Here is a 24,379-nt window from a genome sequence, read left to right as displayed (position 1 = left end):
ACATGGCCGAACCTCACGCTCCCCGCTCGCTGATCGTCACCCTCTACGGCGCCTACGGCCGGACCCCCGGCGACGCCCCGCTGCCGGTCGCCGGACTGATCCGGCTGCTCGGCGCCGTCGGCGTGGAGGCCCCGGCCGTACGGTCCTCCGTCTCCCGGCTGAAGAGGCGCGGGCTGCTCGTCGCCGCCCGGACGGCGGACGGGGCCGCCGGATACGCGCTGTCGGCCGACGCCCGCCAGCTGCTCGACGACGGCGACCGGCGCATCTACCGGCACCCGGCCCCCCGGCTCGACGACGGCTGGGTGCTCGCGGTGTTCTCCGTCCCCGAGGCCGAGCGCAACAAGCGGCACCTGCTGCGCTCGCGGCTGTCCCGGCTGGGCTTCGGCACGGCCGCCCCCGGCGTCTGGATCGCCCCGGCGGGGCTGTACGACGAGACCCGGCACACCCTGGAACGCCTCGGACTCACCCCGTACGTCGACCTGTTCCGCGGTGACCACCTGGGCTTCACCGCCACCGGAGACTCGGTGGCGCGCTGGTGGGACCTGGCGGCCGTCGCCCGGCTCCACCACGCCTTCCTGGAGCGCCACGAGCCCGTGCTGCGGGCCTGGGAGGCGCGGGGCGACGCCTCGGCCGATCCCGAACTCGCCTACCGGGACTACCTCACCGCACTGGACTCCTGGCGCCAGGTGCCGTACGCGGACCCGGGCCTGCCGCGCGAACTGCTGCCCGAGGAGTGGCCCGGCGACAGATCGGCGGAGGTCTTCGGTCAGCTGCACGAGCGGCTGCGGGACGCGGGGACGGCGTTCGTACGCGGATAAACCGGCTGCCCCGACGGTGGTGCGCCCGGCAGAATGCGGCTGCATGACATGGACCTTCACCGACGACGTCGACGTCTTCCTCGACGTGGCCGGCCCCTCGCTGGCCGCGCGGCCGGCCGAGAGCACGGTCATGCTCACCGTGACGGCGGCCCTGCGCCGCCACGGTCCGACCGCCTACGGCGACCACGATCCGGTGATGGGCTGGTGGCGCGGTGCCAACGGCGAGGTGGCGGGCACCATGCTCCAGACGCCGCCCTACCCCGCGACGCTGAACGCGCTCGCCCCGGAGGCCGTGGCCCCTTTGATGGCGGCCCGCCGGCTCACTCACGTCAACGCGGACCGGGCCACTGCCCTGGCGGTGGCGGCCCACTGGCCGGGACACCGCGTCGACGAGGAGCAGCGGCTGTACCGGCTGGGCGAGCTCACTCGGCCGTCACCCGCTCCCGACGGGCGGGCGAGGCCCGCGACTCCCTCGGACCGGCCCCTGCTGCTGCGCTGGTACGCCGCGTTCGCCGTCGACATCGGCGGGCCGGCCGGGCACGGCGAACGTCATGGGCGGGCGGTCGACGAGCGGACGGCGGAAGGCCGGCTGACGCTCTGGGAGAACGAGGGCGTCCCCGTGTCGATGGCGGGCATCTCGCTGCGGCTCGCGGGCACGGCCCGCGTCGCTCCCGTCTACACCCCGCCCGAACACCGCGGCCGGGGCTACGCGGCGGCGGTGACCGCGGAGGTCAGCCGGGCGGCCAGGGAGGCGGGCGTGGACGAGGTGCTGCTCTTCACGGACCTGGCGAACCCGACCAGCAACGGTGTGTACACCCGGATCGGCTACCGGGCGGTCTGCGACCGGCTGCCCGTCCGCGCGGCGCCCGACGGTGGATGAGGCCCCCGAGCCACTCTGGCTGGTCGCGGCGAACGTGGTGCTGTGGCGGCGGTACGGGGAGCTGGGGCAGGAGTTCCGGCCCGGTACGAAGGCGTTCCGGGGCGGGGCGAAGGTCTACGTCATCGACACCTATCCCGGGATGGCCAACGAGCAGCTGACCGCGGTGGGCCACGGCCGGCACACCAGCCACTGGATCACCATCGACACCGCGACCCGCCATCTGCACACCTTCCGGCACCAGTTGGTGTACTCCCCGGCGGTGCTCAGGCGGAGCGGCACCCGGCCCCGGACTCGGGCGGAGGCCGAGGAACTGGCCGAGCTGCTGGAGCGGGTCGCCCGCCACGAGCGGCGCCACTACCACGCCGCCCCGCACCCCGATCCCTGCCGCTGCCACGAGTGCCTGCCGCTCAGCCCAGGGTGAGCCTCGGTTTCGGTGCGTCCGTGCGGCCGGTCGGCGGGGTGCGGCTGCCCGCGCGGTACGGGAGCGGCCAAGGCGCGCCGGGCCCCGCGTAGCCCTGCTCGGCCGCCGCGTGCAGCGTCCAGTGCGGGTCGTACAGGTGGGGGCGGGCGAGGGCGCAGAGGTCGGCGCGGCCCGCCAGCAACAGGGAGTTGACGTCGTCCCAGGAGGAGATGGCGCCCACCGCGACGACGGGCACGCACAGCGTGTTGCGGATCCGGTCGGCGTACGGGGTCTGGTAGGAGCGCCCGTACTCGGGCTGTTCGCCGGGGACGACCTGGCCGGTGGAGACGTCGATGGCGTCGGCGCCGTGCGCGACGAACGCGCGGGCGATCTCCACGGCGTCCTGGGCCGTCGTGCCGCCCTCGGCCCAGTCCGTGGCGGAGATCCGGACGGTCATCGGACGGTCGTCGGGCCACAGCTCCCGGACCGTGTCGAAGACCTCCAGCGGGAAGCGGAGCCGGTTCTCCAGCGGTCCGCCGTAGCGGTCGGTGCGCCGGTTGGTGAGCGGCGAGAGGAAGCCGGAGAGCAGGTAGCCGTGGGCGCAGTGCAGTTCGACGAGGTCGAATCCGCAGGCGTCGGCGCGGCGGACGGCGTCCGCGAACTGCCCGCGCACCGCGTCGAGCCCGGCCCGGTCCAGAGCGTGCGGGACCTGGTTGACCCCTGGGGCGTACGGAAGCGGGGAGGCCGCGACGAGGGGCCAGTTGCCCGCGTCGAGCGGCTGGTCGATGCCGTCCCACATGAGTCCGGTGGAGCCCTTGCGGCCGGAGTGGCCGAGCTGGAGGCCGATGGCGGTGCCGGGCGATCCGGTGTGCACGAAGTCGGTGATCCGGGTCCAGGCGGCGGCCTGTTCGTCGTTGTAGAGGCCGGTGCAGCCGGGGGTGATGCGGCCCTCGGGGCTCACGCAGACCATCTCCGTCATGACGAGCCCCGCGCCGCCGAGCGCCCTCGCCCCCAGATGGACGAGGTGGAAGTCGCCGGGGACCCCGTCGGTTGCCGAGTACATGTCCATGGGCGACACGACGACCCGGTTGCGCAGCTCGAGACCGCGCAGCCGCAGCGGGGTGAACATCGGCGGGGTGCCGGGCGGGCAGCCGAACTCCTCCTCGACGGCGGCGGTGAAGCCGCTGTCGCGCAGCCGCAGGTTGTCGTGGGTGACGCGGCGGCTGCGGGTGAGGAGGTTGAACGCGAACTGGCGGGGCGGCTGGTCGACGTACGTGCCCAGCTCCTCGAACCAGCGCAGGCTGGCGGCCGCGGCGCGCTGGGTCGATTCGACCACGGGGCGGCGCTCGTTCTCGTACGCGGCGAGGGCCGCGGGCAGGGTGGGCTGCTCCTCGATGCAGGCGGCGAGCGCGAGGGCGTCCTCGACGGCGAGTTTGGTGCCGGAGCCGATGGAGAAGTGCGCGGTGTGGGCCGCGTCACCGATGAGGACCGTGTTGCCGTGCGACCAGTGGGCGTTGACGACGGTGCTGAAGGTGAGCCAGGAGGAGTTGTTGGAGCGCAGTGGCCGGCCGCCGAGCGCGCCGGCGAAGATCGCGGCGCAGTGCCGGGTCGACTCGGCCACGTCGCAGGTGTCGAACCCGGCGGCCCGCCAGACCTCTTCGCGCATCTCCACGATGACGGTGGAGGCGTCCGGCGAGAAGGGGTAGCCGTGCAGTTGCATCACGCCGTACGCAGTCTCGGCCGTCTCGAAGCGGAAGGCGTCCAGGGCGAAGTCGGCGGCGAGCCAGATGTAGCGGCAGCGGTGGTCGCTGACGCGGGGGCCGAAGCGGTCGGCGTGGGCGTCGCGGGTGGCGCTGTGGACTCCGTCGGCGGCGATCACCAGGTCGTGGGAGGCGGCCAGCTCGGCGGCGGGCGGCGCCCCGGTGCGGAAGCGGAGCCGCACCCCGAGGGCGGCGCAGCGCTCGTGCAGGATCTCCAGGAGGCGGCGGCGGCCGAGCGCGGCGAAGCCGTGGCCGCCGGAGGTCTGGGTGTGGCCCCGGTGGACGATGTCGATGTCGTCCCACCGGACGAACTCCTTCTGCAGGGCGCGGTGGACGGTGGGGTCGGCGTGCTCGATGCCGCCGAGCGTCTCGTCGGAGAGGACGACGCCGAAGCCGAAGGTGTCCTCGGGAGCGTTGCGCTCCCAGAGGGTGATCTCGCGCTCCGGGTCCAGCCGCTTGAGCAGCGCCGCGGCGTAGAGCCCGCCGGGGCCGCCGCCGATGACGGCGATGCGGTGCGGGCCTGCGGGGTCCGCGGTGCCGGGGGCTGTCACCGGCCCTGCCACTTCGGCGGCCGCTTCTCGGTGAAGGCGGCGTGGAACTCGGCGTAGTCCTCGCCGTGCATCAGCAGTGCCTGGGTGGCGGCGTCCATCTCGACGGCGGCGGCCAGTGGCATGTCGAGTTCGGCGGTGAGCAGTGCCTTCGTCTGGGCGAGGGCGAGCGCGGGGCCGTCCGCGAGGCGGCGTGCCAGCTCCGCGGCCCGCTCGTCGGCGCGGCCCTCCTCGGTCAGTTCGCTGATCAGCCCGATGCGTTCCGCTTCGGGGGCGCGGACGGGTTCGCCGAGCATCAGCAGCCTGGTGGCGTGGCCGAGGCCCACCACCCGGGGCAGCAGGTAGGCGGCGCCCATGTCGCCGCCGGAGAGCCCGACCCGGGTGAACAGGAAGGCGAACCGGGCCGACGGGTCGGCGATCCGGAAGTCGGCGGCCAGCGCGAGGACGGCGCCCGCGCCCGCGGCGACCCCGTGCACGGCCGCGACGACGGGGAACGGGCATTCGCGCAGGGCCCGTACCACCTGGCCGGTCATCCGGTTGAAGTCCAGGATCTGGGCGGTGTCCATCGCGAGGGTGGCGCCGATGATCTCGTCCACATCGCCGCCGGAGCAGAAGCCGCGCCCCTCACCGGCCAGCACCAGGGCCCGCACGGAACGGTCCCTGGACAGCTCGGCCAGCAGATCGCGCAGATCCGCGTAGGCGCCGAAGGTCAGCGCGTTGAGCTTCTCGGGGCGGGCGAGGGTGACGGTGGCGACCCCGTCACGCGTCGTGACCCGGAGATGGCGCCAGTTCTCCGTAGGTGCCGCGGAGCTGGGAAACGGGCTCATGGAGGGTGGTCCCCTTCAGCCGTCGGGCTACTGCTTGCACCGAATTTATCACTCGTACGTGACTCCCGTCACGAGTGCGCGATAGATGATGTGCGGAGCGTGAGGCCGTCGGCACACGGAGCGCGGGGACGTAGTGACGAAAGTCCCCCTTCGTACCGGTCGACAGCCCCTTGTCCGAGCCGCGATGCTTCGTACGGTTGAACCAAGAAGCAATGCGTTCCAGGAACGTCTCGACTCCGAATGGAACCCCCGCCGTGCCGCCCGATGTCCCCGCCCCCGCCTCCTGGCGGATCGCGCTGCCGCACACGGCTGCGGCCGTGCCGATCGCGCGCGCCCTGATCCGCACGGCGCTGGCGGACCTGGAGGCCCCGGCGGACACCGACACCGCCGAACTGCTCACCGCCGAGCTGGTCGCCAACGCGGTGGAGCACACCCTCGGGGTGGAGCCCGTCGAGCTGGTGGTGGAGCTGCTGCCGACCGGCTGCCAGGTGGAGGTGCACGACCGCGACCCCGCGCCCCCGGGCGACCTCTCCCGCCCCGGGCCCGGCAGCGAGCCGGACCCCTGGCAGGAGCACGGCCGGGGCCTGCTGCTGATCCGCACCCTCAGCTCGTCCTGCGGTCACCGCACCACGGAACAGGGCAAGGCGGTGTGGTTCACCCTGCCGTCGCAGACCGGGCCGGTGGACTAAGGGCTCACGCCGCCCGGCCGGCCAGCCGGGAACGGCTCCGGCCGTAGCGGGCGTACAGCACCGCGCCGGCCGCGAGGAACACCGCGAACTGGACCCAGGTGGTCCAGCCGGTCCCGTACATGAGGTAGACGCAGAAGCCGACGCCGAGCAGCGGGCCGACGGGGTGGAGCGGGATCCGGAAGGCGCCGCGCACCTCGGGGTTGCGGCGGCGCAGCACGATGACCGCGAGGTTGACCGCGACCATGGTGGCCAGCGTGCCGATGGTCGTCAGGTTCACCACCACGTCGAGTGACGAGAAGGCGGCCGGGACGGCGAAGACGGTGGCCACGATCCAGGTGTTGGCGACCGGCGTCGAGGTGCGCGGCGAGACCCGTTCGAAGACCCGGGGGACCAGACCGTCGCGCGACATCGACATGAGGATGCGGGTCTGCCCGTACATCACCGCCAGGACGACCGAGGCGATGGCGACGATCGCCCCGAAGGCGATGATCCCGCCGCCGAGCGTCGAGCCGGTGACCCGGTCGACGATCAGCGAGAGCGCGGCCGGCTTGTCGGATACGGCGTCCGGGCCGAGGGCGCCGATGGCGGCGAGGGCGACCGCGCAGTAGAGCAGCGTGACCAGGCCGATGCAGATCATGATCGCGACCGGGATGTTGCGCCGGGGGTTCTTGACCTCCTCGCCCGCGGTGGTGATGGCGTCGAACCCGATGTACGAGAAGAACGCCAGCGACGCCCCCGCGGTGACGCCGCCCGCGCCGTGGGCCGCGAACGGGGTGAGGTTGCCGTGCTCGAAGGCGGTGAAGGCGATGGCGCAGAACATCACCAGGACGGTGATCTTGAGGACCGCCATCGCGGCCGTGGCCCCGGCGCTCTCCCGGATGCCCCGCACCAGCAGGGTCGCCGCCATCATGACCACGACGACCGCGGGCAGGTTGATCACTCCGCCGTCGCCGGGCCCCGAGGAGAGCGCGGCGGGCAGCTGCCATCCGAAGAGGCTGTCGAGCAGCTCGTTCACGTACTGGCTCCAGCCCACCGCCACGGCGGAGACGGACACGCCGTACTCCAGGAGCAGGCACCAGCCGACGAGGAACGCGACGCGTTCGCCGAGGGTGGCGTAGGCGAAGGAGTACGAGCTGCCGGACACCGGGATCGCGCTGCCCAGTTCGGCGAAGGACAGCGCGGTGAAGATGCAGGTGATCGCGGCGAGCACGAAGGACAGCACGACGGCCGGGCCGGCCTCGGCCACGCTGTCGGACAGGCCGACGAAGATGCCGGTGCCGACGACGGCGCCGACTCCGAAGCAGACGAGCTGGAAGAGGCCCATGGTGCGCTTGAGGCCGTGCCCCTCCAAGTCGGCTCCCGACTCCGCGATCAGCTGGTGGGGGTCCTTGACGCGGTACGGCGGGCCGGGCAGGCGCAGAGGGCTCACGGGACTGTTCTCATCTCTGGTGGCACATGTGGGGGGGGTGGTGCGGGTGGCGCCGGTGACGGCGTGGGGGCCGTCGGGCACACGAAAAATGGGGTTCGAGCGTGCGAGCTCGAACCCCACCAATGGGGACCATGATAGGTACCCATGCGCATGTTCACCCAATTGAGCGCATGAACATGCGGTATGTCCTGGTCAGTGCGCGGCCAGCGTCGCGACCAGCACCGCCTTGATCGTGTGCATCCGGTTCTCCGCCTCGTCGAAGACGACCGAGTGGGCGGACTCGAAGACCTCGTCGCTGACCTCCAGCTCGGTCAGACCGTGCCGGGCATGGATCTCGCGCCCGACCTTGGTGCCGAGGTCGTGGTAGGCCGGGAGGCAGTGCAGGAACTTCACGTCGGCGTTGCCGCTGGCCCGCAGGACGTCCATGGTGACGGCGTAGGGGGCGAGGGCGGCGATGCGCTCGTCCCAGACCTCCTTGGGCTCGCCCATCGAGACCCAGACGTCGGTGGCGACGAAGTCGGCGCCGCGCACGCCCTCGGCGATGTCCTCGGTGAGCGTGACGGTCGCCCCGCTGCCCTCGGCGAGCCTGCGGGCCTCCGCGACGATCCCGTCGGCGGGCCAGTAGGCCTTCGGCGCGACGATCCGCACATCCATGCCCAGCAGGGCGCCGGTCACCAGGTAGGAGTTGCCCATGTTGAACCGGGCGTCCCCGAGGTAGGCGAAGGCGATCCGCTCCAGCGGCTTCGTGCTGTGCTCGGTCATGGTGAGGTAGTCGGCGAGCATCTGGGTGGGGTGCCAGTCGTCGGAGAGCCCGTTGAAGACCGGCACCCCGCCGTACGCGGCCAGCTCCTCGATGGCCGCCTGGCTGTCGCCCCGGTACTCGATCCCGTCGAACATCCGGCCCAGGACGCGCGCGGTGTCCTTCACCGACTCCTTGTGCCCCATCTGGGAGCCGGACGGATCGAGGTACGTGGTGGCCGCACCCTGGTCGGCGGCGGCCACCTCGAACGCGCACCGGGTGCGGGTCGAGGTCTTCTCGAAGATCAGCGCGATGTTCCGGCCGCGCAGCCGCTGCACCTCGGTCCCCGCCTTCTTCGCGGCCTTCAGCTCCGCGGCCAGGTCGATCAGGCCGCGGAACTCCTCGGCCGTGAAGTCCAGCTCCTTGATGAAGTGGCGGCCTTCGAGGTCTATGGCCATGGTGACTGCTCCTGGGTCGGGCGGGGGGACGCATACGGTAACCCTGGAAGTCTATACGATGCAATGCATCGCTATACAGGGCGTTCGGGCCCCCCTCCGCCCGCGCCGCACGCCCGGCTACACCGGATCGCGGACCACCGGGCAGCTCATGCAACGGGGCCCGCCCCGGCCCCGGCCCAGTTCGCTGCCGCGGATCTCGATGACCTCGATCCCTTCCTTGCGCAGATGGGTGTTGGTGGTGGCGTTGCGCTCGTAGGCGACGACGACACCCGGTTCGACGGCCAGCACGTTGCAGCCGTCGTCCCACTGTTCGCGCTCGGCGGCGTGCACGTCCTGGGTGGCGGTGAGGACCCGGATCGAGTCCAGCCCCAGCGCCGCCGCGATGGCGCGGTGCATGTGCTCGGGCGGATGGTCGGTGACCTTGAGGTCACGCGGGCCGTCCCCCGGCTCGATGGTGTACGAGCGCAGCATGCCCAGGCCCGCGTACTTGGAGAAAGTGTCCCCGTCGACCATCGTCATCACCGTGTCCAGGTGCATGAAGGCCCGGCTCTTGGGCATGTCCAGCGCCACGATCGTCCGGGCGGACCCGGCGTCGAAGAGTCCGCGGGCCAGCATCTCCACCGCCTGCGGAGTGGTGCGCTCGCTCATCCCGATGAGGACGGCGCTCCGGCCGATGACCAGGACGTCGCCGCCCTCGATGGTGGAGGGGTAGTCGTCCTGCCCCTGCGACCAGTGGTGGAAGGCGCCCGCGTCGGGTCCGGTGAAGAGCGGATGGTGCCCGTAGATCGCCTCGAAGTGGACGGTCTCGCGCTGCCGGGCCGGCCAGCGCATGGCGTTGATGGAGACCCCGTCGTAGATCCAGGCCGAGGTGTCGCGGGTGAAGAGGTGGTTCGGCAGCGGTCCGAGCAGGAAGTCGTCCAGATCCATCACGTGGAAGCGGACCGAGGTCGGTTCGCGGTACCGCTCCAGGAACTCCCGTTTGGTCATCCCGCCGACCAGCGCCTCGCAGAGTTCGGTGGCGGACAGCTCCTCGAAGGCGGCCCGCAGGTGTTCGGTGGCGAGCGGGCCGTACTCCTTCTCCTCGAAGACCCGGTCCAGCACCAGCCGCCGGGCCACCGGAATCTCCAGCGACTCGCGGAGCAGATCACCGAAGAGGTGGACCTCGACGCCTCGGTCACGCAGCACGTCCGCGAACCCGTCGTGCTCCTGGCGGGCCCGGCGCACCCAGAGCACGTCGTCGAAGAGCAGTGCGTCCTTGTTGCTCGGGGTGAGCCGTTTCAGTTCCAGATCGGGGCGGTGCAGGATGACGCGGCGCAGCCGCCCGGCCTCGGAGTCGACATGGAATCCCATGCCCTCATCCTCACCGCGCGGAGCGCCGTTCACCCGGCGAATCGCCTGCCGGTTCTTCCACGACCCTTACTACAGCCGGGGGTCCACCGGCTCCGACTCCAGCGCCAGCACCGCGAACACCGCCTCGTGCACCCGCCACAGCGGCTCACCGCCGGCCAGCCGGTCCAGGGCTTCGAGGCCCAGGGCGTACTCGCGCAGGGCGAGCGAGCGCTTGTGGCCGAGGAACCGGCCGCGCAGCCGCTCCAGGTTCTCCGGGCGGGTGTACTCGGGTCCGTAGATGATCCGCAGGTACTCCCGGCCGCGCACCTTGATGCCCGGCTGGACCAAGCGCCCCTTGCCGTCCCTGGCGAACGCGCCGAGCGGCTTGACCACCATGCCCTCGCCGCCGCGCCCGGTCATCTCCAGCCACCAGTCGATGCCGGAGCGGACCGAGGCCTCGTCGGCGGTGTCGACGACGAGCCGCCGGGTGACCTGGAGCAGCCCGGTGGGGTCGTGCTCCACCAGCCGGTCCAGCCAGGCCAGCTGCTCGTCGTGGGGGACGGTGGTGAGCGAGCGGCCCTGCACCGCGAGGATCTGGAACGGTGCAAGCCGCACTCCCTCCAGCCCCTCGGTGCTCCAGCAGTAACGGCGGTAGGCCTCGGTGAACGCCGCCGCGTCCCGTGCCCGGCCGTGCTGCCGGCCGGCGAGCGCGCCGACGTCGATGCCGCGCTCCGCCGCCGCCGCGAGGGCTGCCTCGGCCGCGGGGAAGACGGCGCCCGAGGCAGCGCCGACCGCCGCGTACTGCGAGCGGAGCAGTCCGGCCGCCTTGAGGGACCAGGGCATCAGTTCGGCGTCGAGCAGCACCCAGTCGGTGTCCCACTCCTCCCACAGCCCGGCGGCGGTGACGGCGGCGCGCAGCCGGCCCAGGACCACCTCGGTCAGCGCCGCGTCGTCGAGGAACGGGCGCCCGGTGCGGGTGTGCAGGGCGCCCGTCGGACCGTCCTCGCCCGCGTCGCCGGTCCCGAAGCGCTCGCGTGCCACGTCCGCGTCGCGGCAGACGAGGGCCACGGCCCGGGAGCCCATGTGCTTCTCCTCGCACACGACCTTCGCCACGCCGTCCGCCCGGTACTGCGCGAACGCCTCGGCCGGGTGTTCCAGATAGCCCTCCTCCTTCGAGGTCGCCGTCGGCGCCATGGTCGGCGGCAGGTAGGCCAGCAGCCGGGGGTCGACTGCGAAACGGCTCATGACCTCGAGCGCGGCCGCCGCGTTCTCCTCACGCACCGAGATGCGGCCCAGGTGCCGGGTCTCCACGATCCGGCGGCCGCGCACGTCGTCGAGGTCCAGCGGCCGGCCCTCCCGGCCGCCCGGCGCCTCGGTGACCAGCGGCTTCACCGGCTCGTACCAGACCTGCTCGGCCGGTACGTCGACGAGTTCGCGCTCCGGCCAGCGCAGCGCGGTCATCTTCCCGCCGAAGACCGCGCCGGTGTCCAGGCAGATGGTGTTGTTGATCCAGGAGGTGGTGGGCACGGGCGTGTGGCCGTAGACGACTGCGGCCCGGCCCCGGTAGTCCTCCGCCCACGGGTAGCGCACCGGCAGGCCGAACTCGTCGGTCTCGCCCGTGGTCTCGCCGTACAAGGCGTGCGAGCGGACCCGTCCGGAGGTGCGGCCGTGGTACTTCTCGGGCAGCCCGGCGTGGCAGACGACGAGGTCGCCGCCGTCCAGTACGTAGTGGCTGACGAGCCCGTCGATGAACTCCCGGACCCGCTCGCGGAACTGCGGGTCCCCGGCGTCCTCCCGCTCCAGCTGCTCGATGGTCTCCGCGAGTCCGTGGGTCTGCTGGACCTTTCGGCCCTTGAGGTAGCGGCCCAGCTTGTTCTCGTGGTTGCCGGGCACGCAGAGCGCGTTGCCGTCGGACACCATCGACATCACCCGGCGCAGCACTCCGGGGCTGTCGGGGCCTCGGTCGACGAGGTCTCCGACGAAGACCGCGGTACGTCCCTCGGGGTGCGCGCCGTCCGCGTAGCCGAGCTTGCCGAGCAGGGTCTCCAGCTCGGAGCTGCAGCCGTGGATGTCGCCGATGATGTCGAAGGGGCCGGTGAGATGACGGAGGTCGTTGTAGCGGCGCTCCCGCACCACTTCGGCGTGCCCGGCCTCCTCCTCGGTGCGCAGGATGTGGACCTTGCGGAAGCCCTCGCGCTCAAGGCCACGCAGCGAGCGGCGCAGTTCGCGGCGGTGGCGCTGGACGACGTGGCGGCCCATGCCGGCCCGGTCGGGGCGGGCGGCGTTGCGCGCCTGGCAGACCTCCTCGGGCAGGTCCAGCACGATCGCGATGGGCAGCACGTCGTGCTCCCGGGCCAGCTTCACCAGCTGGCGGCGGCTCTCGGGCTGGACGTTGGTGGCGTCGACGACGGTCAGCCGTCCGGCGGCCAGCCGCTTGCCCGCGATGTAGTGCAGGACGTCGAAGGCGTCCCTGCTCGCGCTCTGGTCGTTCTCGTCGTCGGCCACGAGACCCCGGCAGAAGTCCGAGGAAATGATCTCGGTCGGCCGGAAGTGCCGGTGGGCGAAGGTCGACTTGCCCGAGCCGCTCGCCCCGATGAGGACCACGAGGGAGAGGTCGGTCACCGGCAGGACGCGCGCGGCCTCGTCGCCGGTGCCGGACCCGGTGCCAGAACTGGAACTGCTGTTGGTGCTGGAACTTGTGCTGGTGCTGGTGCTGTCGTTCGTCCCGCTCATGCGGCCTTCGCCTCCTTCTCGGTCTCGTCGGCCGCGGTCATGGTGAACACGGCCATCTGGGTGGGCGGACCCACCTCCGGGTCCTCGGGTCCGACGGGCACGAACTCCACCCCGTACCCGTGCCGACGGGCCACCTCGCCCGCCCAGGAACGGAATTCGGCCCGGGTCCATTCGAAGCGGTGGTCTCCGTGCCGGGCATGCCCGGCCGGGAGCGTCTCCCAGCGGACGTTGTACTCGACGTTCGGTGTGGTCACCAGGACGGTGCGGGGCCGGGCCGAACCGAACACCGCGTACTCCAGCGCGGGCAGCCTCGGCAGGTCGAGGTGCTCGATGACTTCGCTGAGCACCGCCGCGTCGTACCCCTTGAGCCGCTTGTCGGTGTACGTGAGCGAGCCCTGCTGGAGCGTCACGCGGGCGGCCTGCCGCTCCCCCATCCGGTCCAGCTTCAGCCGGCGCGAGGCGACGGTGAGGGCGCGCATCGAGACGTCGACCCCGACGATCTCCGTGAACCGCACGTCCTTCAGCAGCGCCTGCACCAACTGGCCCTGTCCGCAGCCCAGGTCGAGCACCCGGCTCGCTCCGGCCCCGGTCAGCGCGGCCAGGATCGCGGCTCGCCGCTGCTCCGCGAGCGGCACCGGCCGCTCCTCGGTGTCGGCCGTCTCGTCGACCGCGTTGTCGATGCTCTCGACGTCCAGGTCGTCCGACTCCGCGAGCCGGACCAGCTCCAGCCGCTCCATCGCCTGCCTGGTCAGCCCCCAGCGGCGGGCCAGGTAACGGCTGGTGATCAGCTTCTGCTCGGGGTGACCGGCCAGCCAGCCCTCACCGGCGCGCAGCAGCTTGTCCACCTCGTCCGGCGACACCCAGTAGTGCTTCGCGTCGTCGAGCACCGGCAGCAGGACGTACAGCTGTCGCAGCGCGTCGGCCAGCCGCAACTCGCCTTCCAGCACAAGCCGTACGTACCGCGAGTCCCCCCATTCGGGGAACTGCTCGTCCAGCGGTACGGCCACCGCGTCCACCCGCGACCAGCCGAGCGGACCGAAGAGCTTGCGCACCAGCTCGGCACCACCACGGGCCGGCAGGGCGGGCACCTCGATCCGCAGCGGCAGCGTCTCCTCGGCCCGCTCGGGCATCGCCCGGCAGGCGCCGCTCAGCGCGGACTTGAAGACGGTGCTCATCGCGACGGACAGCAGCGAGGAGGCCGCGTACGGGCGGTCGTTGACGTACTGGGCGAGTGCCGCGTCGGGGGCGCCGCCCCGGCCCTTGCCCTTGCCTCGCCGTACCAGCGCCACGGGGTCCACCTCCAGCAGCAACGCCGCCGTGCAGCGCTCCGCGGACGCCTCTGGATAGAAGACGTGCGCGGTGCCATGGGAGGTGGAATACGTCTGCGCCTTCTCGGGATGCTTGTGCAGCAGGAATCCGAGATCGGTGGCGGGACGCTCCGGGGTGCCGGTGGTACTGATCGTCAGGAACACACATCCGAGTATGGACTCGTTCATTCCCCCTCACCAGGCATTTTCAGTCCGCCTCCGGGTCTTCCGTCCCTCCTTCCACGTGGTTTCCCGCCGGTGCCCCGAGCAGCGCCGCCAGCTCCGCGACGGTCTCCGGGCCGACCCGGCAGCAGCCTCCGACCAGCCGGGCCCCGGACTCCCGCCAGGCCCGGCCCCGGCCGGGATCGAACGTGGCGCCGCCGGCCCATGCCCGTCTCCCGGCGTCCCAGCGCTCCCCGCTGTTCGGGTAGACGACGACCGGCTTTCCGGTCACCTCGGCGGCCGTCCGCACCGCCACGTCAGCGTCGGCCGGATCGCAGCAGTTCACCCCGACCGCCACCACCCGCTCGTACCCCGAGGCGAGGCCGAACGCCTCCTCCAGCGGCTGTCCCGCCCTGGTCTCCCCCCGCGCCACGGTGTAGGAGAGCCAGACCGGCAGCCCGGACTCCTCCGCGACCCGCAGCAACGCCTCCGCCTCAACCGTGTCCGGCACCGTCTCCAGCGCCAGGGCGTCGGGCCCCGCGGCTGCCAGCGCCTCGATCCGGGGTCGGTGGAAGCGCTCCAGCTCCCGGACCGAGAGCCCGTACCGGCCCCGGTACTCGGCGCCGTCCGCCGTCACCGCCCCGTACGGGCCGACCGAGGCGGCGACCCACACGTCCCGTTCCACCGAACCGGCAGCCCGGCGGGCCAGCTCCACACTGCGGGCGAACAGCGCGGCCGCCTCCGCCCGCCCCAGACCACGCCGCCCGAACCCTTCGAAACTCGCCTGATAACTGGCGGTGATGAGCACCTGTGCACCCGCCCGCACATAGGCCGAGTGAGCCCGTTCGATCTGCTCCGGCCCGTCGGCGAGCAGCCGGGCGGACCACAGCGCGTCGGACAGATCGCAGCCCTGCGCCTCCAGTTGGTTGGAGAGACCGCCATCGAGCAGGACCGTACCCGTCGCGAGCGCGGCCGCGAGGGGCCGGGACGGCGCTCCGGCGAACGGCCGGCCGGAGGGCCGGCTGTCACTGCCCGGAGTGCGGGCGCTCCGGCCGGGGTCACGGGCGGGACGCACAGATACTCCTCTCCCGGTCTCAGGCGAGCTGGGACTGGACCTGCGACGAGATCAGTTCCAGGTGCGCCAGGTCGTCGAGATCCAGCACCTGGAGGTAGATCCGGGAAGCCCCGATGGCCCCGAACCGGCCGATCTTGTCGACCACTTCGGCGGGCGAACCCGCCAGGCCGTTCGCCTTGAGCTCCGCCACGTCCCGCCCGATGACGGCGGCACGGCGGGCCACCTCGGCATCGTCCTTGCCGACACAGACCACCAGCGCGTTGGAGTACACCAGGTCGTCCGGCCCCCGGCCCGCCGCCTCGGCCGCTTCCCTGACCCGGCCGAACTGCTTCTCGCTGTCCTCCAGGGAGGCGAACGGGATGTTGAACTCATCCGCGTACTTGGCGGCCAGCCGCGGTGTGCGCTTGGCCCCGTGCCCGCCGATCAGGACCGGCACCTTGGCCTGCGCCGGCTTGGGCAGGGCCGGTGACTCGGTGAGCTGGTAGTGGGTGCCGTCGTAGCTGAACGTCTTGCCGACCTCGGTCGACCACAGCCCGGTGATGATCGCCAGCTGCTCCTCCAGCCGGCCGAACTTCTCCTGCGGGAACGGGATGCCGTACGCCTTGTGCTCGTCCTCGAACCAGCCCGCGCCCAGGCCCAGTTCGACGCGACCGCCGGACATCTGGTCGACCTGTGCCACCTGGATGGCGAGCACGCCGGGAAGCCGGAACGTACCTGCCGTCATCAGCGTGCCGAGGCGGATCCGCTTGGTCTCACGCGCCAGCCCGGCCAGCGTGATCCAGGCGTCCGTCGGGCCCGGGAGCCCGTCTCCCCCTCCCATGTGGAGATAGTGGTCGGAGCGGTAGAAGGCGTCGAAGCCGAGGTCCTCGGTGGCCTTGGCGACGGTGAGCAGGGTGTCGTAGCTCGCCCCTTGCTGGGGCTCGGTGAAGATTCGAAGATCCATGCATCCATCCTGCACCCCCGGACACCGCCCGTCCCTCTCCCGTCCCTTTCGCCGCCGCGGTGTCCGTGGCATCCCGGGCATGGTCCGCCGGACGGGCCCGAGCCCTCAGGGCCGGCCGGCGGCCGGGCCCGCCGGTCCGTGGAGCACGCCGTGGGGGCCGTCCCGCTCCCTGCTGCGCTCCAGATCCTGTTGGCGCTCCCGGTCCCGTTCGTCGAGGAGCCGGAGCATTCCGTGGACCCGGTCCGTCGACTCGTCGGCGGCGTCGATCGCCTCCATGCACTGCCAGTACAGGCTCTGTTCATCGGTCTCGCACGCCACCCCGACCAGGGCTATCCCCACCTCCCCCAGCAGCGTGCCCAGCCCCGTCAGCGCGGCGCGCGGGTCGGCCACTTCGGAGAGCTGCGCCGCCCTCGCCACCCCGGCCCGCGCCGCCGGATGGTCAAGTGTCCCGTTGCTTCTCCCGCCGATCTCGCTGAGGCCTCCCGCCTCGCCCCGTAACTCCTTGGGGCCGCTCGCCGCCAGCCGGCTCCCGACCGCCTGCGCCAGGGCCTGTGCCTGCCAGGCCTCGGCGATGATGTCCGGCGTGCCCCTGCTCCGGGCCAGAGCCTGCCTGATGACCGCTACCAACCGCTCCGCTTCCATGTGTTGCCCCCGTTCGGTACGGAAACCCGCTCACCTCTTCCATTACCCACAGTGAGGGCGGTGGTACCGAAAGGCCAGAGGATTTCGGAAATCTGTGGACACCCTGTCGACTGTGAATAAGTCGATCACTCCGAAGAGTGACGATCGGCCGTATCAGCACCCTTCGTGGCCGGGAAGCGCGCCTCATTCCGCTCAATCTTGGCCGCCAGCGCCGCGAGCGGGTCGATGTCCAGCACCGCGCAGAACTGCAGCAGATACGCGAGGACGTCGGCGACCTCGTCCGACACCCGGTGCGCGGAACCGGGGTCGTCCATCACACGGGCCGACTGCTCCGGCGTCAGCCACTGGAAGATCTCCATGAGTTCGGACGCCTCGACGCTCAGCGCCGACGCCAGGTTCTTCGGGGTGTGGTACTGCTCCCAGTCGCGTGCGGCCGCGAATGCGGCGAGCCGTCGTTGCAGGTCGGGTACGTCGAGTTCTGTCACGGTCCCAGGTCTACCACTGTCGCTCCGGCCGTCCCGCGGGCCCGTGCGGCGCCCGCCTCCGTCACCGTGCCCAGCAGCCGGACCCGGCCCGCGGCCACCGTCGACGCCGCCTCCGCCAGCAGTTCGCGCGTCTGGCGCCCGTCCAGGTCCCGGTCGAGCCCGTCAGTCAGCAAGGTGCGGGTCTGCAGGGCCGACGGCACCTCCGAATCGGCGTCCGCCGGATCCGCCCCCGGGCCCATCAGCAGGGCGACGGCCAGTGCCAGATAACGCAGTTCGCCGTCACCGAGCCTCTCCAGCGGGGTGCCGGGGCCGTCGCCCCGGGCCACGAGCGCGCGGACCAGCCCGTCCGCGAGCCTCTCGACGCCGACCCCGGTCACCGGGCGTGCGCATCCTGCGTCCGCCAGCGCGACCAGCCGGGCATGCCGTCGCCCGTACACGTACCCGCCCGCGTACCCACCCCCGGGCCCCCGCCCGCTCGCACCCCCGCTCCCGTGCCCGTTGTGCGCGGCGTGCAGCACCGCCGCGAGGTTCCCGCAGTCGCGGCGCAGCCGGCTCTCGCCCGGTGGCACCGGGGTCCGCATCCGATGCGGCAACGGCTCGCAGCCGAAGGCCGGGCGCAGCGCCACCACCAGCTGTTCGGCGGCGGCCAGCACCTGCAGCTGGCCCGGGGTCCGGCCCGCGACCCGCAGCGGCAGCAGCGCCGTGCCCAGCCGGTCGTCCGGCAGCCGTTCGCGCGTCACCGGGAGCTCGTCCGCGGTCTGCCAGGCCGCCTGGAGCGTCGGCCGGCCCGGATCGCGGAGCGCGGTGCTGAACAGGGTCTCCCCGGCCCGGGTCAGCCGCTCGCCGACGATCCGCAGGGTGGGCTCGGCCTGGACGGCGAGTTCGAGCCGGACCGGGCCTGCCGGACCGTCCGCCGTGCAACCGATCCGGAACCCGCGCCGCCGCTGCCCGTCGGCCGCTGCCCCTTCGGGGACGCACCCCGCCGGATCGGGGAAGACCTCGTGGAGCGACGCCCCGGCCGCCAGCCGGGACAGCGCCTCGTAGGCCCGCAGCACACTCGACGCACCGCTGCCCGACGGGCCGGTGAGAAGGGTGAGCGGGGCCAGCGGTACGACCGTGCCCCGGTGCGCCGCGAAGGCGGAGAGCCGCAGCTCGGTCACGACCGGACCGGCACAACGCTTCGACCACCGGCCGTAATCGGAGCCGGACGGCTCCGAAGGACCGGTGCAGGGCGCCGCGGTGCGGGGCGGACCGGTGCAGGGAGGGTCGGTGCGGAGTGGATCGGTGCAGGGCGGATCGGCGCGGAGGCCGGGTGCGGTCATGCCAAGGACCGTATGCACCCGGCTCTCCGGCGAACCGTTCCGCCGGACCGGTCATCCTTCAATCGAAGTAACGGCCTCCCCCGCCCGCATGCCGTGCCGCACACCGGGGTAACCCGCAACACGATTCAGGCGCCCGGCACACCCGCCGCCGTCACACCCTCGACCTCCATGCCGATCGGCGACAGCAGGAAGACGTTCCGGTCCACCCGGTGCATTCCGCTGCCGAGACCGAAGACGACACCGCTGGTGAAGTCGAGGATCCGCTTGGCCACATCGGGCTCGGCGCCGGTCAGGTCGAGCAGCACCGGAACCTGCCCGACCAGGTACTCGGCCACCTCGCGCGCATCCGCGAAGACCTGGACCCGCAGCACCACCATGCGCCGCTGCTCGGCGCTCTCCCGCTCCTCCTGGACCGTGCGGTGGTCCACCCTGGAGGGCCACTCGTTGCGGCTGCGCAGGGGTACGACCTGGGCCAGTCCCTCCCACTGCTCGTCGGTGACGTCATACCTGTCGTACCTGCTCACCGGACCACTCCGTCTGTACATCGGTCGGCGTTGCGCCGGCTGCGCTCACTGTTCATCGGGCAATTCTCTCGCCCCTCACCCGTTCGGCCTACCAGCGACACGGCTCAGGACCCGATCGACACCTTCGGAGTGCCGGCGGTAAAGGTCGCGGAGCCCTGGTCCGGGCCGGTGGCGGGCGTCGTGTCGAGCGGTGTGAAGCGGACCGGAAGGTGCGCCAGGGCCCGGTGGAACGGGCCGGGCCGCCAGAGCAGTTCGTTCACCGGAACGGCGAGTTCCGCGTCGCACAGCTGGCTGGTGAACTGCTCGATCGCGGTCATCGCGATGAGCAGCGCGGGCTGCTTCGCGGGGCACCGGTGCGGGCCCGCCGACCAGGCGAGGTGGGCGCTGGCCCCGGAACGGCCGCCTTCCTGCGGCGTGACCGTCGCGGACTGGGTGTTGGCGGCGCCGAACGAGACCAGGACCAGTTGTCCGGCGTGCAGCCGTACCCCGTGGAACTCGGTGTCCTGGCGCGGGTAGTGCGCGGCCAGGTTGGCGAGCGGCGGTTCCTGCCACAGGACCTCGTTGATCGCCTCGTGCGCGGTCATCGCTCCCCCGTGCAGCGAACCCGCGTACCGCTCGTCGGTGAGCATGTGCAGGATGGAGTTGCCGATCAGGTTGGTCGTGGGGTCGTGGCCCGCGCTCATCACCAGGGTGATCTGACGCACCGTCTCGTCGTCGTCGAGGCGGGCCGGATGCGTGAGCAGGTACGACGTCAGGTCGCGGCGCGGGCGGGCGCGCCGGTCGGCGACGAGCCGGGTGACGACATCGACGAAGTCGGCGTACGCGGCGGCGGCGCCCTGCGCCGAGTTCATCATGCCGCCGATGCCGTCGACGATCCGTTCGCCGTCCTCGGGGTCGACGCCGAACCAGGTGACGAAGACGTGCAGCGGGAGCCGCCTGGCGTACTGGGCGATGAGGTCGCCGGTGCCGGTGGCGGCGAACTCCCCGATGAGCTGCTGGGCGGCCCTGGCCACCTCCGCCCGCAGGATGTGCGGTTCGATCAGCGCGAGGCTGTCGTTGATCGCGTCGCGGTAGCGGGCGTGCTCGTCGCCGTCGCTGAACAGCGCGGTGGGACGGTGGCCGAGCACGGGCAGCACCGGCGAGTCCGGCGGAATCGTCGCCTGCCAGGCGCGGGGGTCCTTGCTGAAGGTGTGGGTGTCGCGCAGCAGGTCGACGGCCGCCTGGTAGTCCGTGACCAGCATCGCCTCGACGCCGGGGGCGATGCGGACCGGTGTCAGCGGGCCGTGCTCGCGCAGCCTGCGGTAGTGGCCGTGCGGGTCGGCCGCGAAGTCGGGACCGTACAGCGCGAGCGGCTGGGGCGGCGGTGCGTACAGGGTCATGACGGGTCCTCGGGTCGCGGCAGTCGGGTCAGCACGTGTTCGGCCAGCGCGATCAGGGCGTCGATGCTGCCGCGGCGCTCCCGGGCGTCGCACTGGATGAGCGGGGTCCCGGGGGCGAGGTCGAGGTGTTTGCGCAGGACGTCGTCGCTGTGGGCGGGCGCGTCGGGGAAGCGGTTGACGGCGACGGCGTAGGGCAGGCCCTGCTCCTCCACCATGTCCATGACCGCGAAGGAGTCACCGAGCCGCCGGGTGTCCACCAGGATGAGCGCGCCCAGCGCGCCGCGGGCGATGTCCTCCCACAGCGGCAGGAACCGCTCCTGCCCGGGTGTGCCGAACATGTAGAGCACCAGGTCGTCCAGGACGGTGAGCCGTCCGAAGTCGATGGCGACCGTGGTGGTGGTCTTGTCGGGGAGCCCGGCGGTGTCGTCGAGCAGGGTGCTGGACTGGGTCATCGCCTCCTCCGTATGGAGGGTGGCTATTTCCGAGAGCGTACGGATCAGGGTTGTCTTGCCCACGCCGAAGGGACCCGTGACGACGAGTTTCATCAGGGTCCGGGCGGCGGCCGGCAGATAGCCGACGCCGCTCCGGTCAGTGGAGGGAGCGGAGTCCAACGAGCAGCCTCTCGACGAGCGACCGGTCGATCTCCCCGGCACTGGGTATCGGTGGTCGGGTGAGCAGAAGTCCGGCGGCCGCGAGGTCCGTGGCCAGGAATACGGTGGCGCTGACCGGCAGGTCCAGGTGGGCCGCGCACTCGACGACGGTGAGGGCGCCGGGTTCCAGCAGTTCGCACAGTCTGCGCTGTTCGGAGCCGGTCCCGGGGGGCGGCGCCGTATCGGTGCGTACGAGCACGGCGAGCCGGTCGAGCGCGGGGCCGGCGGGCCGGGACCGGCCGCCGGTGACCAGGTAGGCGGGGATCAGACGGCGTCCCGGTCCGGCGCTCATGGCCGGGTGGCGGTGTCCGGTTGGCGGGCCGGCGCGTGCATCGCCCGGGTCAGCGCGGTCACCTGCACCTGCATCTGGTAGGCGATGTCACCGAGTTTGGCACCGGGTTCGGCGAACAGGGCGAGCGTGGTGTTGTTCCCCGCCGGTACGACGACGGCGAAGCCCAGGTCGGATTCGACGACCGTCTGGGCCAGTTTCGGGCCCTCCGCGTCGGTGAACGCCGTGGTGAAGGCGCGCGCGGCGGCGTGCAGTGTGGCCGTCATCGCGGCGACCCGTTCGCCGGACGCCCGGTCGAGACCGGGTGAGGCGCCCTCGATGAGGCCGTCACCGGTGGCGACCACGGCATGCTGGACTCCGGGCAGCTCCAGCAGCGGGGTCAGCACCCATGCGAGGTCACCGGTGGTGGGGCTGGGGGCGCTCACGTCTCGTCGTCTCCTTGGTCGTCCTGGTCGCCCAGGTGGTCGTGGCCGTCCGATTCCGGTGCGGGGGCCCGCCCGGCGACGCTCCTGCCGTTGAGGGTGCCCTGCTGGAGGGCCGCCCAGGAAGACTCCGCCTGCTCCGGTGTACGGGGCACCTGTCCGGCGGCCGGGGCGGCGGCGGGGACCTGGGCCTGGGCCGCGACCGCCCGGGGTGCGCGCCGGCGCCTGCTGGGCAGGCCGGCCGGGGCCTCGGCGGGGGCGGTCCGCGGGGGGTCCTGCGGGGGGACAGCGGGGACAGCGGGGGCAGCGGACGCGGCGGGGGCGGCCGGGGCGGACTCCTCGGCCGGGCCGGACTCCTCGGGCGGGGCGGCGTGCCCGGACACGGGCGTCGGGGCCAGGGCGGAGAGCGTCCGGTCCTCCTTCAGCACGGTCAGCAGATGTGCGGGGACGCGCAGGATGGTCCGCATGCCGCCGAACGGCGAGGCCTCGATGTGGCAGTGGAAGCCGTACTGCGTCACGAGCCGGCCGACGACCGCGAAGCCGGTCTGGGGCGGGTCGCCCAGCTCGGTCAGGAGCACCTCGGTGCGGCCCGCCAGCAGTGCGCGGGCCCGGTCGAGCGCGTCCTCGTCCATGCCGATGCCCGCGTCGTCGACGACCAGGAACGCGCCCCGGCCGCCGCTCTGCTGGAGCGTCACCGTCACATCGGTGTCGGGGTGCGAGTACGCGGTGGCGTTGGCGAGCAGTTCCGCGAGGGCGATCGCGAGAGGTTCGGCTGCCCTGGCCGCGAGCGCCAGCCGCTCCTCGCGCAGGTGGTTGGCCACCTTGATCCGCTCGTAGCCCGCGACGCGGGACTGGGCCCCGAGCACGATCTCGACGAGCGGTGAGTTCTGCCGGGCGAGGCCGGGCCAGGCGTCGCACAGGACGGCGGTGGACTGGGTGCGGCGCAGGGCCAGTTCGTTGCGGAAGTCCAGTTGCAGGATGCGCGGGTCGTCGTACTCGTGCTGGAGTTCGTGCAGCAGCTGCTGGGACTGGTTGAGCAGCGACTGGATCTTGGCCGAGGTGCCGCGCATCGCCGCGCGGGCTGCCGCGTCGACACGCTGTCGTTCCTCGATGACGGCGGTCCTGGCGGCCTGCACGGCTTCGGTGAGCAGCCGGGCGGCCTCGCCGTCGACCTCGGCGGCCTCGCGCAGTCCGGGGACCTGGGCGGTGGGGTGGGAGAGGGCGACGGCGGCGGCCGGTATCCGCTTCTGGGCCAGCTGCCTGATCTCGTCGACGAGCACGGCGGTACGCGCCTCGGCGGCCTTCAGCTGCCGTTCGGTCAGCTCGGCGTGGGCCACGGCGAGCTGTTCCGAGCGGGCGGACCCGTACGAGCGCGTCGTCGCCGCCACGGCGGCCACGACGGCGATCACCGCCACGATCCATCCCATGCCGTTACCGCGTTTCTGTCGTCGGGCCGGTTCTCCGGCCGGGGCGGCGGCGGAGAACCGGACGGTCGGCCCGGCCTGTGTGCCGGACGGTCGGCCCGGCCACTGCGGCGGGCCGGGGGCTCACTCCACCGCGCCCGCGGGTTCACGGGCCTGTTCCACTTCGCGTGCCAGCACGGCCACCTCGGTCATCACCTGGAGGACCCCCGGCATCTCGGAGCCGTCCAGCTGCCGGTACTCGCTGCCGATCGTCACCACCAGCCGTTCGGGGAGCCCGAGTCCGGGGTAGCGCCCTTCGGCGATCACGCGGCGGGCCGCTTCCGGTGCGGGCACCCCGGCGGCGTGGAGGGTGTGTGCCCGTTCCCGTACGTACTCCAGATAGGCGATGTGTTCGCGTACCCCGGCCCGGTCCAGGACCGGTCCGTGGCCCGGCACGACGGTTTCGGCTCCGGTGGCCAGTATCTGTTCGCAGGCCGCGATCACGTTGCTCAGCGGGCCCGCCCAGTGGATCGGGTGGTCGCCGGGCTGCCCGGGAGTCGAGGAGAAGATGATGTCGCCGCTGAACACGGCGCTCTGGGCGGGCAGGTGGACCAGCAGGTCACCGGTGGTGTGGGCGGGCGGCAGGGCGGTGATCCGGACGGGGTACTCCCCCAGGGTCAGTTCGAGCTCCCCGGTGAAGTAGGTGGTCGGCTGGACCGGTTCGGTCTGCGACCAGTCGAACAGGCCGAAGTGGCGGCCGAGGTAGTCGCCGAGCGGTCCGGCCGGATCGCCTCCGTTGACCAGCGCGTGCTGCTGCTTGGGGGTGGGCTCGTAGTGGATGTGCTCCCGGGCCTCGCGGGTCGCGATGATCTCCGCGTCCGGGAGCACGCCCGCGCCCCAGAAGTGGTCGCCGTTGGCGTGCGTGACGATCACCCGGTCGATGGAGACACCGGCGGGCAGCAGCTTCGTGCTCTCGGCCAGGAACTGCCCCGCGAGTGCCGGGTCGTACGGGGTGTCGATCCAGAGCGCGCCACGGGGCGAGACGAGAAGGCCGCAGTTGGCCAGCCCCCAGCCCCGCTTCGGCGGGAGCCATGCGTGCAGGCCCCGCCCCAGGTCAACGACGTCTCCACCCGTGATCGACATGGACGCGATTATGCCGACCGGTT

At 72.4% G+C, this 24,379-nt stretch carries 23 protein-coding genes; 4 read left to right on the top strand and 19 right to left on the bottom strand.

The features are described 5' to 3' along the window. Nucleotides 1–2: 2 nt before the first annotated feature. Genes ACGFU6_RS09970 through ACGFU6_RS09960 form a run of 3 tightly spaced genes read left to right on the top strand, consistent with a single transcriptional unit; the run spans nt 3 to nt 2,119 of the window. Nucleotides 3–818 (top strand): PaaX family transcriptional regulator C-terminal domain-containing protein, encoded by an 816-nt coding sequence (locus ACGFU6_RS09970; protein WP_393609472.1) that lies wholly within the window; start codon nt 3–5, stop codon nt 816–818. A 43-nt stretch (nt 819–861) separates the two neighbouring features. Beyond that, the gene (locus ACGFU6_RS09965) at nt 862–1,698 is read left to right on the top strand and encodes a GNAT family N-acetyltransferase (RefSeq protein WP_393609471.1); all 837 of its coding nucleotides are present in this window, start codon (nt 862–864) and stop codon (nt 1,696–1,698) included. Then, nucleotides 1,691–2,119 carry a hypothetical protein gene (locus ACGFU6_RS09960; protein WP_393609469.1) on the top strand — a complete coding sequence of 143 codons (429 nt, stop codon included), beginning with the start codon at nt 1,691–1,693 and terminating at the stop codon, nt 2,117–2,119. Before ACGFU6_RS09965 ends, ACGFU6_RS09960 begins: the two co-directional genes overlap by 8 nt. Here the strand turns inward: ACGFU6_RS09960 and ACGFU6_RS09955 are convergent. Next, on the bottom strand, nt 2,106–4,409 hold the full coding sequence (locus ACGFU6_RS09955) for a bifunctional salicylyl-CoA 5-hydroxylase/oxidoreductase (RefSeq protein WP_393609467.1): 2,304 nt from the start codon (nt 4,407–4,409) through the stop codon (nt 2,106–2,108). The genes ACGFU6_RS09960 and ACGFU6_RS09955 overlap by 14 nt on opposite strands. Next, complete coding sequence (locus ACGFU6_RS09950; RefSeq protein ID WP_393609466.1) at nt 4,406–5,233, bottom strand: enoyl-CoA hydratase family protein; 828 nt, start codon at nt 5,231–5,233, stop codon at nt 4,406–4,408. The genes ACGFU6_RS09955 and ACGFU6_RS09950 overlap by 4 nt, the downstream gene beginning before the upstream one ends. Nucleotides 5,234–5,487: 254 nt before the next feature. On the opposite strand from ACGFU6_RS09950, the gene ACGFU6_RS09945 reads away from it, so the two are divergent. Then, on the top strand, nt 5,488–5,922 hold the full coding sequence (locus ACGFU6_RS09945; RefSeq protein ID WP_393609465.1) for an ATP-binding protein: 435 nt from the start codon (nt 5,488–5,490) through the stop codon (nt 5,920–5,922). Between the two features lie 4 nt (nt 5,923–5,926). Here ACGFU6_RS09945 and ACGFU6_RS09940 read toward each other — a convergent pair whose 3' ends face one another. The 17 genes from ACGFU6_RS09940 to ACGFU6_RS09860 all read right to left on the bottom strand — a co-directional run bounded on the left by ACGFU6_RS09940 (nt 5,927) and on the right by ACGFU6_RS09860 (nt 24,356). After that, nucleotides 5,927–7,351 (bottom strand): amino acid permease, encoded by a 1,425-nt coding sequence (locus tag ACGFU6_RS09940; RefSeq protein WP_393609463.1) that lies wholly within the window; start codon nt 7,349–7,351, stop codon nt 5,927–5,929. Between the two features lie 192 nt (nt 7,352–7,543). Further along, on the bottom strand, nt 7,544–8,548 hold the full coding sequence (gene argF, locus ACGFU6_RS09935) for an ornithine carbamoyltransferase (RefSeq protein WP_393609461.1): 1,005 nt from the start codon (nt 8,546–8,548) through the stop codon (nt 7,544–7,546). A gap of 117 nt (nt 8,549–8,665) precedes the next feature. After that, nucleotides 8,666–9,898: an arginine deiminase gene (locus ACGFU6_RS09930; RefSeq protein WP_393609459.1), complete on the bottom strand. Its 1,233-nt coding sequence runs from the start codon at nt 9,896–9,898 to the stop codon at nt 8,666–8,668. 69 nt (nt 9,899–9,967) lie between these two features. Further along, on the bottom strand, nt 9,968–12,610 hold the full coding sequence (locus tag ACGFU6_RS09925; protein ID WP_393609457.1) for a polynucleotide kinase-phosphatase: 2,643 nt from the start codon (nt 12,608–12,610) through the stop codon (nt 9,968–9,970). Continuing rightward, nucleotides 12,607–14,082, bottom strand: coding sequence for a 3' terminal RNA ribose 2'-O-methyltransferase Hen1 (locus ACGFU6_RS09920; RefSeq protein ID WP_393609455.1), 1,476 nt, complete (start codon nt 14,080–14,082; stop codon nt 12,607–12,609). The genes ACGFU6_RS09925 and ACGFU6_RS09920 overlap by 4 nt, the downstream gene beginning before the upstream one ends. A gap of 43 nt (nt 14,083–14,125) precedes the next feature. Next, complete coding sequence (gene mmuM, locus ACGFU6_RS09915) at nt 14,126–15,154, bottom strand: homocysteine S-methyltransferase (RefSeq protein WP_393609453.1); 1,029 nt, start codon at nt 15,152–15,154, stop codon at nt 14,126–14,128. Between the two features lie 19 nt (nt 15,155–15,173). Next, complete coding sequence (locus tag ACGFU6_RS09910) at nt 15,174–16,097, bottom strand: LLM class F420-dependent oxidoreductase (protein WP_393609451.1); 924 nt, start codon at nt 16,095–16,097, stop codon at nt 15,174–15,176. A gap of 105 nt (nt 16,098–16,202) precedes the next feature. Further along, on the bottom strand, nt 16,203–16,739 hold the full coding sequence (locus tag ACGFU6_RS09905) for a DUF6099 family protein (protein ID WP_393609449.1): 537 nt from the start codon (nt 16,737–16,739) through the stop codon (nt 16,203–16,205). A gap of 125 nt (nt 16,740–16,864) precedes the next feature. After that, a complete protein-coding gene (locus ACGFU6_RS09900) occupies nt 16,865–17,224 on the bottom strand; it encodes a nucleotide pyrophosphohydrolase (protein ID WP_393609448.1) in 360 nt (119 codons plus the stop codon). Then, the gene (locus ACGFU6_RS09895) at nt 17,221–18,546 is read right to left on the bottom strand and encodes an ATP-binding protein (RefSeq protein WP_393609446.1); all 1,326 of its coding nucleotides are present in this window, start codon (nt 18,544–18,546) and stop codon (nt 17,221–17,223) included. Before ACGFU6_RS09895 ends, ACGFU6_RS09900 begins: the two co-directional genes overlap by 4 nt. A 125-nt stretch (nt 18,547–18,671) precedes the next feature. After that, on the bottom strand, nt 18,672–19,091 hold the full coding sequence (locus ACGFU6_RS09890) for a cell division protein SepF (RefSeq protein ID WP_185092430.1): 420 nt from the start codon (nt 19,089–19,091) through the stop codon (nt 18,672–18,674). Between the two features lie 83 nt (nt 19,092–19,174). Continuing rightward, complete coding sequence (locus ACGFU6_RS09885) at nt 19,175–20,449, bottom strand: cytochrome P450 (protein ID WP_393609444.1); 1,275 nt, start codon at nt 20,447–20,449, stop codon at nt 19,175–19,177. Further along, complete coding sequence (locus ACGFU6_RS09880; protein WP_393609443.1) at nt 20,446–21,060, bottom strand: ATP/GTP-binding protein; 615 nt, start codon at nt 21,058–21,060, stop codon at nt 20,446–20,448. The genes ACGFU6_RS09885 and ACGFU6_RS09880 overlap by 4 nt, the downstream gene beginning before the upstream one ends. Further along, nucleotides 21,038–21,391, bottom strand: coding sequence for a DUF742 domain-containing protein (locus tag ACGFU6_RS09875; protein WP_393609442.1), 354 nt, complete (start codon nt 21,389–21,391; stop codon nt 21,038–21,040). Before ACGFU6_RS09875 ends, ACGFU6_RS09880 begins: the two co-directional genes overlap by 23 nt. Continuing rightward, a complete protein-coding gene (locus ACGFU6_RS09870; protein WP_123527212.1) occupies nt 21,388–21,813 on the bottom strand; it encodes a roadblock/LC7 domain-containing protein in 426 nt (141 codons plus the stop codon). The genes ACGFU6_RS09875 and ACGFU6_RS09870 overlap by 4 nt, the downstream gene beginning before the upstream one ends. Further along, nucleotides 21,810–23,237, bottom strand: a complete 1,428-nt coding sequence (locus tag ACGFU6_RS09865; RefSeq protein WP_393609439.1) for an ATP-binding protein — start codon at nt 23,235–23,237, stop codon at nt 21,810–21,812. The genes ACGFU6_RS09870 and ACGFU6_RS09865 overlap by 4 nt, the downstream gene beginning before the upstream one ends. Before the next feature lie 120 nt (nt 23,238–23,357). Then, entirely contained in the window at nt 23,358–24,356 is a 999-nt protein-coding gene (locus ACGFU6_RS09860) for an MBL fold metallo-hydrolase (RefSeq protein WP_393609437.1), read from the bottom strand. Between the last annotated feature and the right edge of the window lie 23 nt (nt 24,357–24,379).

Source organism: Streptomyces sp. NPDC048462 (assembly GCF_043200175.1).
GTDB lineage: Bacteria > Actinomycetota > Actinomycetes > Streptomycetales > Streptomycetaceae > Streptomyces.
Note: the sequence above shows the minus strand (reverse complement) of the source record. Positions and strands in the feature narration are given on the sequence as shown.

Excerpts from the sequence above, each read along its gene's own strand:
- ACGFU6_RS09970 (WP_393609472.1), top strand. The coding sequence starts at position 3 with ATGGCCGAACCTCACGCTCCCCGCTCGCTGATCGTCACCCTCTACGGC.
- ACGFU6_RS09965 (WP_393609471.1), top strand. The coding sequence starts at position 862 with ATGACATGGACCTTCACCGACGACGTCGACGTCTTCCTCGACGTGGCC.
- ACGFU6_RS09950 (WP_393609466.1), bottom strand. The coding sequence starts at position 5,233 with ATGAGCCCGTTTCCCAGCTCCGCGGCACCTACGGAGAACTGGCGCCAT.
- argF (WP_393609461.1), bottom strand. The coding sequence starts at position 8,548 with ATGGCCATAGACCTCGAAGGCCGCCACTTCATCAAGGAGCTGGACTTC.
- ACGFU6_RS09930 (WP_393609459.1), bottom strand. The coding sequence starts at position 9,898 with ATGGGATTCCATGTCGACTCCGAGGCCGGGCGGCTGCGCCGCGTCATC.
- ACGFU6_RS09925 (WP_393609457.1), bottom strand. The coding sequence starts at position 12,610 with ATGAGCGGGACGAACGACAGCACCAGCACCAGCACAAGTTCCAGCACC.
- ACGFU6_RS09910 (WP_393609451.1), bottom strand. The coding sequence starts at position 16,097 with ATGGATCTTCGAATCTTCACCGAGCCCCAGCAAGGGGCGAGCTACGAC.
- ACGFU6_RS09905 (WP_393609449.1), bottom strand. The coding sequence starts at position 16,739 with ATGGAAGCGGAGCGGTTGGTAGCGGTCATCAGGCAGGCTCTGGCCCGG.
- ACGFU6_RS09895 (WP_393609446.1), bottom strand. The coding sequence starts at position 18,546 with ATGACCGCACCCGGCCTCCGCGCCGATCCGCCCTGCACCGATCCACTC.
- ACGFU6_RS09890 (WP_185092430.1), bottom strand. The coding sequence starts at position 19,091 with ATGTACAGACGGAGTGGTCCGGTGAGCAGGTACGACAGGTATGACGTC.
- ACGFU6_RS09885 (WP_393609444.1), bottom strand. The coding sequence starts at position 20,449 with ATGACCCTGTACGCACCGCCGCCCCAGCCGCTCGCGCTGTACGGTCCC.
- ACGFU6_RS09875 (WP_393609442.1), bottom strand. The coding sequence starts at position 21,391 with ATGAGCGCCGGACCGGGACGCCGTCTGATCCCCGCCTACCTGGTCACC.
- ACGFU6_RS09865 (WP_393609439.1), bottom strand. The coding sequence starts at position 23,237 with ATGGGATGGATCGTGGCGGTGATCGCCGTCGTGGCCGCCGTGGCGGCG.
- ACGFU6_RS09860 (WP_393609437.1), bottom strand. The coding sequence starts at position 24,356 with ATGTCGATCACGGGTGGAGACGTCGTTGACCTGGGGCGGGGCCTGCAC.